This window comes from Nitrospirillum bahiense (assembly GCF_007828025.1).
Lineage (GTDB): Bacteria > Pseudomonadota > Alphaproteobacteria > Azospirillales > Azospirillaceae > Nitrospirillum > Nitrospirillum amazonense.
This window is the reverse complement of record NZ_VITO01000025.1, coordinates 16,511-28,796: the sequence shown is the minus strand read 5'-3', so window position 1 is coordinate 28,796 and position 12,286 is coordinate 16,511. Positions and strand designations below refer to the sequence as shown.

The 12,286-nt window shown below is 70.3% G+C and carries 13 protein-coding genes; 5 read left to right on the top strand and 8 right to left on the bottom strand.

Annotated elements, in window-relative coordinates; translation table 11 throughout:
• Positions 1 to 50 precede the first annotated feature (50 nt).
• On the top strand, positions 51 to 956 hold the full coding sequence (locus FBZ88_RS25900) for a tetratricopeptide repeat protein (RefSeq protein ID WP_145619920.1): 906 nt from the start codon (positions 51 to 53) through the stop codon (positions 954 to 956).
• Here FBZ88_RS25900 and FBZ88_RS25895 read toward each other — a convergent pair.
• The 4 genes from FBZ88_RS25895 to FBZ88_RS25880 form a co-directional block, all read right to left on the bottom strand.
• Positions 953 to 1,630 carry a hypothetical protein gene (locus tag FBZ88_RS25895; protein ID WP_145619919.1) on the bottom strand — a complete coding sequence of 226 codons (678 nt, stop codon included), beginning with the start codon at positions 1,628 to 1,630 and terminating at the stop codon, positions 953 to 955. The two genes, FBZ88_RS25900 and FBZ88_RS25895, sit on opposite strands and share 4 nt — an antisense overlap.
• 32 nt (positions 1,631 to 1,662) lie before the next feature.
• Positions 1,663 to 2,097: a nucleoside deaminase gene (locus tag FBZ88_RS25890; protein ID WP_145619966.1), complete on the bottom strand. Its 435-nt coding sequence runs from the start codon at positions 2,095 to 2,097 to the stop codon at positions 1,663 to 1,665.
• A gap of 98 nt (positions 2,098 to 2,195) precedes the next feature.
• Positions 2,196 to 3,107 (bottom strand): alpha/beta fold hydrolase, encoded by a 912-nt coding sequence (locus tag FBZ88_RS25885; RefSeq protein ID WP_145619918.1) that lies wholly within the window; start codon positions 3,105 to 3,107, stop codon positions 2,196 to 2,198.
• Between the two features lie 77 nt (positions 3,108 to 3,184).
• Entirely contained in the window at positions 3,185 to 3,823 is a 639-nt protein-coding gene (locus FBZ88_RS25880) for a TetR/AcrR family transcriptional regulator (protein WP_145619917.1), read from the bottom strand.
• 103 nt (positions 3,824 to 3,926) lie between these two features.
• On the opposite strand from FBZ88_RS25880, the gene FBZ88_RS25875 reads away from it, so the two are divergent.
• Together FBZ88_RS25875 and rsmD are read left to right on the top strand one after the other, a co-directional pair.
• Positions 3,927 to 5,279: a pseudouridine synthase gene (locus FBZ88_RS25875; protein ID WP_145619916.1), complete on the top strand. Its 1,353-nt coding sequence runs from the start codon at positions 3,927 to 3,929 to the stop codon at positions 5,277 to 5,279.
• The gene (gene rsmD / locus FBZ88_RS25870) at positions 5,279 to 5,857 is read left to right on the top strand and encodes a 16S rRNA (guanine(966)-N(2))-methyltransferase RsmD (protein WP_145619915.1); all 579 of its coding nucleotides are present in this window, start codon (positions 5,279 to 5,281) and stop codon (positions 5,855 to 5,857) included. Before FBZ88_RS25875 ends, rsmD begins: the two co-directional genes overlap by 1 nt.
• 12 nt (positions 5,858 to 5,869) lie before the next feature.
• On the opposite strand, the gene FBZ88_RS25865 is transcribed toward rsmD, so the two are convergent.
• Positions 5,870 to 6,478, bottom strand: a complete 609-nt coding sequence (locus tag FBZ88_RS25865) for a gamma-glutamylcyclotransferase (protein WP_246138859.1) — start codon at positions 6,476 to 6,478, stop codon at positions 5,870 to 5,872.
• A gap of 192 nt (positions 6,479 to 6,670) precedes the next feature.
• Between FBZ88_RS25865 and FBZ88_RS25860 the strand changes: the two genes are divergently transcribed.
• A complete protein-coding gene (locus tag FBZ88_RS25860) occupies positions 6,671 to 7,750 on the top strand; it encodes a DUF2125 domain-containing protein (protein ID WP_186464602.1) in 1,080 nt (359 codons plus the stop codon).
• A 156-nt stretch (positions 7,751 to 7,906) separates the two neighbouring features.
• Here the strand turns inward: FBZ88_RS25860 and FBZ88_RS25855 are convergent, their stop codons facing one another.
• From FBZ88_RS25855 to FBZ88_RS25845, 3 genes are all read right to left on the bottom strand, one after another.
• A complete protein-coding gene (locus tag FBZ88_RS25855; RefSeq protein ID WP_145619913.1) occupies positions 7,907 to 8,797 on the bottom strand; it encodes a prephenate/arogenate dehydrogenase family protein in 891 nt (296 codons plus the stop codon).
• Entirely contained in the window at positions 8,794 to 9,894 is a 1,101-nt protein-coding gene (gene hisC, locus FBZ88_RS25850; protein WP_145619912.1) for a histidinol-phosphate transaminase, read from the bottom strand. Before hisC ends, FBZ88_RS25855 begins: the two co-directional genes overlap by 4 nt.
• 190 nt (positions 9,895 to 10,084) lie before the next feature.
• Positions 10,085 to 10,948: a chorismate mutase gene (locus FBZ88_RS25845; RefSeq protein ID WP_145619911.1), complete on the bottom strand. Its 864-nt coding sequence runs from the start codon at positions 10,946 to 10,948 to the stop codon at positions 10,085 to 10,087.
• A gap of 131 nt (positions 10,949 to 11,079) precedes the next feature.
• Between FBZ88_RS25845 and metX the strand changes: the two genes are divergently transcribed.
• Entirely contained in the window at positions 11,080 to 12,285 is a 1,206-nt protein-coding gene (metX, locus tag FBZ88_RS25840; RefSeq protein WP_145619910.1) for a homoserine O-acetyltransferase MetX, read from the top strand.
• Position 12,286: the final 1 nt, after the last annotated feature.

The window sequence follows — 12,286 nt, the reverse complement described above, 5'->3', positions numbered from 1 at the left end:
GAGGCGGGCGCACCAAGCCGGGGCCCAGCCGCTTTTAGGGACAAGAGATCATGAATCGCCAGGACCGCCGCCGCCGCATCGCGGAAATCTCCAAGGACGCCAATGCCGGCGCGCCCTTCGTCAACGACATGCGCGTGGCCGCCGACCTGCACCGCCAGGGCCGGCTGAAGGAGGCGGAGAACGCCTACCGCGCCATCATCCGCATCTACGCCGCCGTCCCGGAAATCCGCGTCGCCTGGTCCAACCTGGGCGCGGTGCTGCAGGGCCTGGGCAAGCTGGAGGAGGCGGTGACGGCGCTGAAGAAGGCGCGGTCGCTGAACCCCAACCACCCGCCGCCCCACCAGAACCTGGGCATGGCCCTGCTGGCTCAGGGCAAGGTGGATGAGGCGCTGGAAAGCTTCCGCCGCGCGGTGGAGCTGAACCCGCAGTTCACCGAGGCCTGGCACGCCCTGGGCGTGGCCTCGGGCCAGAAGAACGACCTGGCCGGGGCCGAGGATGCCTGGCGCCGCACGCTGGAGCTGGACCCCAACCGGGCCGAGACCCGCTTCAACCTGGGCCTGATCCTGCGCAACACCGGCCGGCTGGATGCGGCCGCCGCCGAGTTCCATGCCTGCGCCACCCTGGACCCGTCCCAGGGCGACGCCCGGCTGGCCCTGGCCGACACCCTGATCGCCATGGGCCGCGCCGAAGAAGCCGCCCAGATCATCTGGGTGCTGATCCAGACCACGCCGGCGCATCCGGTGCCGCAGCAGTTCTACGCCCGGGCCCTGACGGTGATGGCGCAGATGGGCAATGGCGACGCCGCCGCCGACCGTGCCGACCAGTGGGCCGCCGCCTACCCGGACAGCGAGGCCGCGCGGTCGGTGAAGATCGCCTTCGACACCTACCGCGCCGAGAAGGCCGCCGCCGACGCCAAGGGTGGGGAAGCCGCCGCCGAAGGGAAGCCGGAAGCCTAAGACCCGGTCCGGTCCCGCCGCCGCTCGCGCGATGCCGCCACCCTCAGGCCGAGGGCGCGCGGCGGCGGACGGCGGTGGGCCTCTTTCCAGCCCACCCAGCACTGGCGGATCAGCCAGCCGGCCAGCACGGCCAGCCCCAGCACGGCGGCCACCACGATGCCCCAGACCCACAGGTCGGCCCCGTGCACGATGGTCCGCAGGCCCCTGAACACCCCGGGCTGACGCCAGAATACGGCGGCGGTGGCCAGGACGATAAACAGCGGCCCCAGGAGAGGTAGCAGCGGCGCCAGGAGCAGGCTGGGCGCCTGACCGTATACGATGCGCAGAGGGTGGCGCACGGTCGTCCACTCGCACGACAGCGGCAGCAGCACGGACAAGGCCAGCACCGCCAGGATGGTGGTGGGAAGGAAAGCATTCACCGCCAGAGCGGTCTGCCAGCCGGCGGGGACGATGACCAGACCGGCGGCCAGCGCCAGGATGGCCAGCGCCTCCAGCCCCAACAGGGCGAAAGCGCCCCGCACCGTCCACAGGATGCGCCCCTCCTGCCCCGGGCGGACCCGCAGCACCCGCATGCCGGCGTCCTTGTGGAAAGGCGTGTCGCGCACCACCTCGCCCGTCACATCGCCGCGCAAGGACCAGTAGAAGGCGCCGTAGTCGTCCCGGTAGAGCGGCATGCGGTTCCCATCCCCTTGCTGTGGCGGCGGCGTCAGCGTCGTTCCTTGAAGAAATCCTGCAGCAGCGCACCCGCCCGCCGTTCCTGCAGCCCGCCATAGGTATCGGGCGCATGATGGCAGGTGGCCTGGCTGAAGAAACGGGGGCCATGCTCCACGGCCCCGCCCTTGGGGTCGTAGGCCCCGAAATAGACCCGCCTGAGACGGGCGAAGCTGATGGCGGCGGCGCACAGAGCGCAGGGTTCCAGCGTCACATAGAGGTCCAGGCCCGGCAGGCGCGGCTGGCCCACGGCGGCGCAGGCGGCGCGGATGGCCAGCACCTCGGCATGGGCCGTGGGGTCGGCCAGCTCCTCCGTCCGGTTGGAGGCGGCGGCCAGGACGGCACCGGTGACCGGGTCGATGATGACGGCGCCCACCGGCACCTCCCCCCGCGCGGCGGCGGACGCGGCCTCGGCGAAGGCGCGCTCCATGGGGGACGGATCGGGCTCGGTCTCAAGCGGGGACGACAGCATGTCCCCAGCGTGGGGCAGCGCCGCGCACGGCGTCAAGCGGGCGGGCAGCGCATCTGTCATCCGGCGAGAAAATCGACCAGCACGGCCGCCAATTCGTCGGGCGCCTCCTCCGGCACATAATGACCGCAGTCCAGCACCTGGGCGCGGAGGTCGGCGGCATGGCCGCGCAAGGTATCGGCCAGCAGGGTGCCCACGCCGGCCCGGGCCCCCAAGGCCAGAATGGGCAGCGTCAGCCCCATCGCCGCCCGCGCCTTCGCCCGCGCCAGTTCTGCCGGCCGGAAAACCTCGCGATAATAAGCGAAGGTGGAGCGCAGGGCGCCCGGCAGGGACAGCACCCGCACGTACTCATCCAGGTCGGCCGGCCCGATGGCCCAGCGCCGCAGGGCCTTGGCGTTGAACAGATGGCCGAGGTAGGCGCGCTCCCGCCCCTGGATCAGCAGTTCCGGCAGGTCATCCAGGCGGTTGAAGGCGAAGTGCCAGGTGCGGGCGTTGGCCTCGTCCGACGGTATGCCAGGCGGTGGCGGGGGCGTGATGCCCGGCAGGGCCGCATCCACCAACGCCAGGCGCCGCACATCCCCGGGCCAATCGGCGGCATAGGCGTGGCCGATCCAGGTGCCGACATCATGGCCCACCACGTCGAGGGGACCCGCCTCCAGAAGGCCCAGGACGTCGGCCAAGCCGTGCATGTCGGCCGCCACCGTGCCCAGGTCATATCCACCCGCTGGCCGATCCGAGTCGCCGAAGCCGCGCGGGTCCACGGCGATGACCCGCCGCCCGGCATCGGCCAGCAAGGGCATGACATGGCGCCAGGCGTACCAGCTTTGCGGCCAGCCCGGGATCAGCAGCACTGGCGGCCCCTGCTGCTCGCCCTCCGGCCCACCCTCGACGTAGTGCAGGCGCACACCATTGGCGGTCACCAGGCCGTGTCGGAAGCGTTGCCAGAAGCGATCGGCGTTGAAGGGTTGCATGGGGGCATCTCCTTTTTTTGGGAATGATCGTTTCCTAATTGAGCAACCGCCGCTGCGGCGGCAATGGCGGGCCGTCTTCAGTCCAGCAGTTTCATCGCGTTGTCCGCCAGGGGTGCCATTTCCGCGCGGTCCCGCCCCGTCTTGCCGACGACGCGCATCCCCTGCAGCACGCACAGCAGCAGCCGGGCGGTGACCATGGGATCAAGATGCGGGGCGATGGTGCCATCGGCCTGTCCTTCGGCGACAAGGTCGGCCAGCCGCCCCTCGTTCAGGTGCAGCGCCCCGGTCACCCGGGCCGCGATTTCCGGATCGGCGGTGGCTAGGTCCACGGCGCCGGCCACCACCAGGCACCCCCGGCGGCCGTCCGCCCCATGGCTGCTGCCGGCATAGAAATCCAATACCGCCTTGATCTTGGCCCGCCCGGTGGGAGCGCCCTCCAACGCGGCGCGCAACCGCTCGGTCCGCAAGGCCACGTAGCGGTCGAAGGCGGCCAGGAACAGGCCGCGCTTGTCGGTGAAGGCTTTGTACAGGCTGCCGGCGGTCAGGCCCAAGGCCCGGGTCAGGTCACTGATGGCGGCACCCTGATAGCCGCGCTCACTGAACACCGCGATGGCGCGGTCCAACGCCAGGTCGGTGTCGAATTCGCGCGGGCGGCCGGGGCCAGAACGGCGGGGAGAGGATGGGGCGGTCATGGCGGCATAATAGGGAACGATCATTTCCGAATCAAGCGCAGCCATGCCCCAGGCGAGGCCCCCATCGGCTTGGGCCGGCGCCGTCTGGCGCTTGGCAAGGCGGCTGAGCGCGCATACAGTCCGCCCCATGTCCGATACCAAATCCCCCGAGAAGTCCGGCGCCCCCAAAGACGGTGAGCGTATCGCCAAGCGGCTGGCGCGTGCCGGCCTGTGCTCCCGCCGCGATGCCGAGCGCTGGATCGCTGATGGCCGCGTGGCCGTGAACGGCCAGGTGCTGACCTCGCCCGGCGTGAACGTGCGGCCCGGCGACCGCATCGTCGTCGATGGCCAGGTGCTGCCCGAGCAGGAGCCGACGCGCGTCTGGCGCTATCACAAGCCCGCCGGCCTGGTGACCACAGCCCGTGACGAGCTGGCCCGCGCCACGGTGTTCGACCGCCTGCCCGACGGCATGCCGCGCGTCATTTCCGTCGGCCGGCTGGATCTGAACACCGAGGGCCTGCTGCTGCTGACCAATGACGGGGAACTGGCGCGGCATCTGGAGCTACCGTCCACCGCTTGGCCCCGCCGCTACCGCGTGCGGGTGCACGGGACGCCGGATACCGCCAAGCTGGCCAAGCTGGCGGAGGGTATTTTCGTCGATGGCATCGAGTACGGCCCCATCGAGGCCGTGCTGGACCGGGAGCAGGGCAGCAACGCCTGGCTGACCATGACCCTGCGCGAAGGCAAGAACCGTGAGATCCGCAAGGTGCTGGAGCACCTGGGCCTGACGGTGAACCGCCTCATCCGCGTCGCCTACGGCCCGTTCCAGCTGGGCAAGCTGGAAAAGGGTGAGGTGGAGGAAGTGCCGCGCCGCGTGCTGCGCGACCAGCTGCCCCAGTTCTTCCCCAAGGAAAGCGCCCAGGACCGCAAGGAGGCGCGCGGCAAGATGGCGGCCGAGGCGCCGGCGCTGCGCTTCGACAAGGCACCCAAGGCCACACCCGCTGCCAAGGCGGCACCGGCGAAGACCGCCCCGGCCCGCGCCCGCCGCGAGGAGTGGGTGGAGGCTCCCCGCCCGGCCCGCGCACCGGCCCGAGCCACATCCCGATCCGCTGAACGCCCTTCAGCACCGGCCGATGCCGCCACACGTGCCAAGCGCCCGCCTTCCACCGGCGATAGCGCGGCTGACAAGGCGCGCGCCCTGGCCCTCGCCCTGGACCGGGCGCTGGACGGCACGCCCGACGATGAAGACGACACACCCGCCCGCCGCCCGCGCAAGGCGGCGGTGGCGCGCGGCGCCCCCAGCCTGGGTGAGCGCGTCGATAGCCGGGCCCCGAAGCGGGATGGCGCCAAGCGCGGCGAGCCCAAGCGGGGTGAGGCCAAGGCCGCGCCCCCGCGCGCCGGCAAGCCAACGCCTAAAGCGGCTTCCGCCAGCCCCAAATCTGCCGGCTCCAAGCCCGCACGCCCAACGGGCAAGCCGGCGCCCAGGGGCAAGAAGACCTGATGCGCATCGTCGGCGGACGGCATCGCGGGCGGACCCTGGCGGCCCCCGGCGGCCGGGACGTGCGGCCCACCAGCGACCGCACGCGCCAGGCCCTATTCAACATCCTGGAGCATGGCGATTTCTTCGCCGATGAAGGTCCGACGCTGGAGGGCCGGGTGGTGCTGGACGCCTTCTGCGGCACCGGCGCCCTGGGCCTGGAGGCGCTGTCGCGCGGGGCGGAGGCCGCCCTGTTCCTGGATGTCAGCCGTGCCTCGCTGGACCTGGCCCGCGCCAACGCCGCCACGCTGAAGGAAACCGGCCGCTGCCACTTCATCCAGGGCGACGCGACCAAGGCGCCCCCCTTGAACGCACAGTTGGCCCGGCAGGCCGCCGGCCTGGCCTTCCTGGACCCGCCCTACGGCCAGGGGTTGGCGCCCCGCGCGCTGGAAAGCCTGGTGGTTGGCGGCTGGCTGGCGCTGGAAGCCCTGTGCGTGGTGGAGATCGGCGGCGACGATCCTTTCGAGGCCCCGCCGGGCTTTGAGACTTTGGATGAGCGCCGCTATGGCGACACGCGCGTGCTGTTCCTCAAACGGGGCTGAGCTTAACCGCCCTCACGAGGTCGCCACCCGTTCCACCAGCCCTTCCAAGTTGCGGTCGCGGATGCCCAGCTCGTGCAGGTGCTGGACGGTGTTGACCAGATAGTCGACGTTGCGCCCGCTTTCCCCCACGCCCTGGCGGATCAGGCCGGCCAGTTCCTCCGGCGGCAGGCGCCCGCAGTATTGCTCATGCCCGCGCAGCACGGTGAAGGCCACGGTGGGCACCTTCGTCCCGCTGTCCAGCGTGGCGGTCAACAGGCGTGGTTCATAGACCGCGTTTTGCATCTCCCGCGCCCATAGATAGTCCAGCACCCCCGCCGCCTCGGCCGCCGCCACGCGATAGGCGACGCCCCGGCAGGCTCCCCCCCGGTCCAGTCCCAGGACGGCGCCCGGACAGGCACGGGTGCCGCGATGACGGAAGGAATAGACGCTGAAGCCCCGGTGCCAGCCCCGCACCGTGGCCAGCCGCCGCTCCACGAAGGGGAAACCCGGATTCCACATGAGGGAGCCGTAACCGAAGACCCAAACATCGTCACCGGCGGCGACGCCGATGGCACGATAGGGGGCGGCGATTTCGGGGGCGGACGGGGACAAGGGCGGCATGCCAGGCAGGGAAACGACCATGATGCCCCTGACCCTGTACGGCTTCCCCGCCGCCGTCAACCGTGGTTGAGCCGATTGGCGCTGGCATTCCAGGCGGCTGATCCCGATCTAAGACTGAAGACCGGCGCAACGGCACCGTGCTTGCCAAGCCCATCCGGGCGTGGCCTCATCGCCCCGGCGTCCATGCCCGGCCGCCGCCTTTCGGAATTTCCCATGCGTGTCCGCCCCCTGACCCTCGTCTTGTTCCTGGTGCTGGTCCTGGTCACCGGCTATGCCGTGTGGTGGCACCGCATGGCGACCCGCCTGCTGGGCCTGCTGGAGCACAATACCGAGCTGGCGCGCGCGGCGGGCGCCACCATCACCTATCAGCCGCCCACGCTGGGCGGCTTTCCCTTGGGCATTTCCATCACCGCCACCGACGTGAAGGTCGCGAAGCCGGACGGGCTGAGCTGGTCGGCAGAGACGGTCAAGGCCTCCGCGCCCATCTGGCGCCTGGACCAAGTGGTGCTGACCCTGGCCAAGGGCGGCCACGCCACCCTGCCGCATGAGGGCGGGCGGCCGGCGCTGGAGGCCACCGCCACCATCGCCGGCGGCCGCGTCACCCTGGACCTGGCCACCGGCACACCCCGCTCGGTGCAGGTGAACCTGAGCCATGCCACCCTGGTCGCCGCCGCCCTGCCGGCGCCGGAGGGCCCCCCAGCGGACGCGCCACCGGCAAGCCTGGTGCCGGCCGGCAGCTACCCCATCGAGAATTTGTCCGTCACGGTGGAACGGCCGCTGACGCCGCCGACGGACCACACCGGCACGGGCCTGGCCCTGCATGTGGACGTCACCAACATGACCGTGCCACCGGTGCGCAGCCTGGGCACGACGGTGCAGCGCCTGATCCTGGCGGCGCGGGTGCAGGGGCCGGTCCCGGCCGCGCCCACGGTGGACGCGGTGACCCCCTGGTCCAAGGATGGCGGCACGGTGGAGGTGGATAGCCTGAAGCTGGATTGGGGCGACCTGCACATGGGGGCCAACGCCACCCTGGCGCTGGACGCCAACCTGCAGCCCCAGGGGTCGGGCACGGCGGAACTGTCGGGTCTGGACAACCTGGTGGATGCGCTGCACGACGGCGGCAGCCTGCGCGGCAACGCCGCGACCTGGGCGCACCTGGGCGTCGCCCTGCTGGCCAAGCCCAAGGCCAACGGCGGCGCCCCCACCCTGAAGCTGCCCATCACTCTGCAGGACCATAAGCTGCAGGTGGGTCCGTTGACCGTGGCCCACTACCCCGACATCACCTGGCGCTGAGCCGGCCGGATCACCGCCAGCCCCATCATTTTCAACGGAGCAAAGCGACTAGGACGCGACCGCGTCCGCCGGAGATTTCCGGGGAGCGGAGCGGACTGGAAATCGAGGAAGGCAAGCGGGCGGATGCCCGCGCCCGCCGCCTGAGGGAACACAAAACTAAGCCTGCTTGGCGTCGATGATGGAACGACGGATGGCGCGGGTGCGGGTGAACAGGTCGAACAGCTTGTCCCCCTCGCCCCAGCGGATGGCGCGCTGCAGGGCCGTCAGATCCTCGGTGAAGCGCTGGATCATCTCCAGCACCGCCTCGCGGTTGTTCAGAAAGATATCGCGCCACATGACGGGGTCCGACGCCGCGATGCGGGTGAAGTCGCGGAAACCGGTGGCGGAGAAACGGATGACCTCCGACTTCGTCGTTTCCTCCAAATCCGTGGCCGTGCCGACGATGGTGTAGGCGATCAGGTGCGGCAGGTGGCTGGTGATGGCCAGCACCTGGTCATGGTGACTGGCATCCATGACCTCAATCTGCGAGCCGCAGGCCGCCCACAGCCGCCCCAGCCGATCGACCGCCTCCGCGTCCGTGCCGGGCGGCGGCGTCAGGATCAGCCAGCGGCCACGGAACAGTTCCTTGAACCCGGCGTCGGGGCCGGAGTGCTCGGTCCCGGCCAGGGGGTGGCCGGGCACGAAGTGCACGCCGTCCGGCACGTGGGGGGAGACGTCGCGCACCACCGCCTGCTTGACGGAGCCAACGTCGCTGAGCGTGCTGCCCGGTGCCAGGTGCGGGCCGATCAGCGCCGCCACATCGGCATAGGCACCCACCGGCGTGCACAGGATGACCAGGTCGGCGCCGGCCACGGCCAGGGTGGCATCGCTTTCCACCCGGTCGGCGATGCCCAACTCCGCCACGCGGGCGCAGACGGCGTCAGACCGGTCGCAGGCCACCACCTCGGCCGCCAGCGAACGGTCGGCCATCAGGCAGCGCAGCAGGGAGGAGCCGATAAGGCCCAGGCCGATGATACAGACGCGATGGTAGAGAGGCGTGTCGGTCATTTGCCGGCCACCCAATCCGCGAGTCCGGCCACGACCTCCCGCATCTCATCCTCCAGCCCGATGGTGACGCGCAGGCAGTGCGGCAGGCCGTAGGAGCCGACCTGGCGCACCAGGATGCCGCGCGACTTCAGCAGCAGCCGGGCGCCCTCGGCATTGGCGCGGTCGCCCTTCTGCTCCGCGAAGGAGATCAGGACGAAATTGGCGACGGAGGGATGGACCACCAGGCCCAGCTCACGCACCTGGCCGACGAACCATTCGCGCACCTGGGCGTTGTGCCGACGGCTCTTTTCCAGGAACTTCACATCCTCCAGCGCCGCCAGGCCGGCGGCCTGGGCGCTGGACGCCACGTTGAAGGGGCCGCGCACGCGGTTCAGCACGTCGGCCACGGCGGCCGGGCAATACGCCCAGCCCAGGCGCAGGCCGCCCAGCGCGAAGATCTTGGAGAAGGTGCGGGTCATGACGACGTTGCTGAATTCGTCGACCAGGTCGGACCCGTCGGTGTAGTCCGGCGCATCGACATATTCGGCGTAGGCCGCGTCGATGACCAGCAGCACATTCTCCGGCAGCCCGGCGTGCAGGCGCCGCAACTCGTCCCTGTTGAGATAGCTGCCGGTGGGATTGTTGGGGTTGGCGATGAAGACCACCCGGGTGCGGGGCGTGACGCGGGCCAGCAGGGCATCCACATCGGTCTTCAGGTTGGTCTCGGGTGCGGCCACCGGCGTGGCGCCGGCAAAGCGTGCGCTGATGGGGTAGATCGCGAAGCCGTGGACGGTGTGCAGCACCTCGTCACCCGTGCCGGCATAGGCGCGGGTCAGCAGCTGCAGCACGTCGTCGGAGCCGTTGCCGCAGACGATGCGCTCGGCATCCAGGCCGAAACGGCGGCCCAGGCCGGCGCGCAGGGCCTTGGACCCGCCATCGGGATAGCGGTGCATCTGCCCCGCCACTGCTTGATAGGCGGCGACCGCCTTGGGGCTGGGGCCCAGCGCCCCCTCGTTGGAGGCCAGGCGGATCAGCCGCGACGCCCCCGGCGCATGCGCCTCGCCCCCGACATAGGCATGGATATCGAGAATGCCGGGGTTGGGAACGGGAGCGGACATGATGCTGAGGAACCTTCTGGCAGGCGGTGGCGGTCTTCTTCTCGCGGCGGCGGGTTCTTAGGTCAAACCCGCACGCAGGTAAGGATAGCTGTGAGTCTTATCAAAGCCTTATGCGAATCGGGGGCGCATGCCCTGCGCCGTTGGGGCGCGACTCGGCGGGCTTCCTGGGGCGACTCGGGGAAAGCCCGTCTCAGGCCTTCCTAGGTTCCAGCGTGATGGGCAGGGCATAGGCGCCCACGGGCAGCACGCGCACCAGGGCGTCGCCCAGCTTTTCCGCCAGGGCGCCCAGGCGGGCGTCGTCGCCATCCACGAAATCCTCCACCTCGATCAGGTGGACGGACCCGCCGCCGCCCGGCAGGTGGAAGATGCGGAACCAGCCCACGGGCAGGCTGACGGCCTCCATCATGTCCTTCAGGCGGCCGCGGCTCATGTCCTGCGCCAGTTCCACCCCCAGCAGGGTGTGGTCCTGGCCCGTGGCCTCCAGCGGTACCGCCCCTAGGATCAGGGCGTCGCCGCCCTCCTTCTGGCCGGGGCGGCTGCAGAACGGCAGGCGGCCGATGATCTTGGGCGTCTTGGTGTCGTCGCTGATGAGGAAACGCCACCAGGGGTCCGTCTCCTCCTCCTCCGGCACCGGCACCACGCCAACGGTGGCGCTGCCCTCGGCCAGGGCGCGCAGCACGGCTTGGGCGGTGTTGGCGGGCGCCAGGGGGGTGACGGTGCCGTAATGGTCGCGGGCGATGTCCCACAGGCGGCGGTCGTCGTCGGGCGCATAGACGGCGACGGCGAAAGGCCCCTGGATCAGGGTCATGGCGGCGATCATCTCGCGCCAGATGCGCACGATGGCGGCGACGGGCACGCTGCCCTGGTGGCGGGCCACCAGGCGCCGCAGGATGCCCGCCTCACGCCCCGGCCGGATGAAGACCTTGGCGCCCGCCTTGGACTGGGCGATACGCTCCACCACCCGGGCGCGCCGCATGATGAGGTCATGGATGGCCGCATCGATCTCATCGATTTCACGGCGCAGGGCGTCGACGGAGGGGCTGGCAGGGGGCATGGACGGGTTCGGATTATAGGACCTGAAACGACTGAGTCTTAGAGCCTGCCCCCCGCAAAATCAAAGAAAACGTTGACTTGGGGTACCCCGCTTCCTAGTCATGCAGGCTGCATTCCAAGGCCCGCCCGACGATGATCACCCCGCCTGCCTACACGGATAGTTCCGGCGCCCCATCCGCGTCCGCCCTTGGGGGCCTGCCCGGGCAACGCATAGTGCTGGGCGCCGATCGGCCCATGCCCCTGGATGGCGGCGGGCAGCTGGGCCCCTTCACCGTGGCCTACCAGACCTACGGCACCCTCAACGCCGACAAGTCCAACGCCGTGCTGGTTTGCCACGCCCTGACCGGCGACCAGTACGTGGCCGACCGCCACCCCATCACCGGCAAGCCCGGGTGGTGGGAGATGCTGGTGGGCCCGGGCAAGCCGGTGGACACCGACCGATTCTTCGTCATCTGCAGCAACGTCATCGGCGGCTGCATGGGGTCCACCGGACCGCACGACGTGAACCCGGCCACGGGCCAGCCTTACGCCATCGATTTCCCCGTCATCACCATCGGCGACATGGTGCGGGCCCAGGCGCTGCTGATCGACGCGCTGGGCATCGACCAGCTGTTCTGCGTCATCGGCGGCTCCATGGGCGGCATGCAGGTGCTGCAATGGGCGGTGGCCTATCCCGAGCGGGTGTTCGCCGCCGTGCCTATCGCCACCGCCGCCCGGCATTCGGCCCAGAACATCGCCTTTCACGAGGTGGGGCGCCAGGCCATCATGGCCGACCCGGAATGGCGCGACGGCGCTTATCAGCAGGCCGGTACCAACCCGGCGCGCGGCCTGGCCGTGGCCCGCATGGCCGCCCACATCACCTACCTGTCGGAAGCGGCCCTGCACCGCAAGTTCGGGCGCAACCTGCAAAGCCGCCAGGCGATCACCTTCGGCTTCGACGCCGATTTCCAGGTGGAAAGCTATCTGCGTCACCAGGGGGCCAGCTTCGTCGACCGCTTCGACGCCAACAGCTATCTCTACATCACCCGCGCCATGGACTATTTCGACCTGGCGGCGGAGCACGGCGGCCAGTTGGCCCAGGCCTTCCGCGTCGGCGGCAAGGGCACGTCCGTGCGCTTCTGCCTGGCCAGCTTCTCCAGCGACTGGCTGTTCCCCACGTCCGAGTCGCGGGCGGTGGTGCACGCGCTGAACGCCGTGGCCGCCAACGTCAGCTTCGTGGAGATCGAGACGGACAAGGGCCACGACGCCTTCCTGCTGGATGAGCCGGAGTTCCACCAGGTCATGCGCGGCTTCATCAACGGTTGCGCCGATCATCGCGGCCTGAAACGTCGGGCCTGAT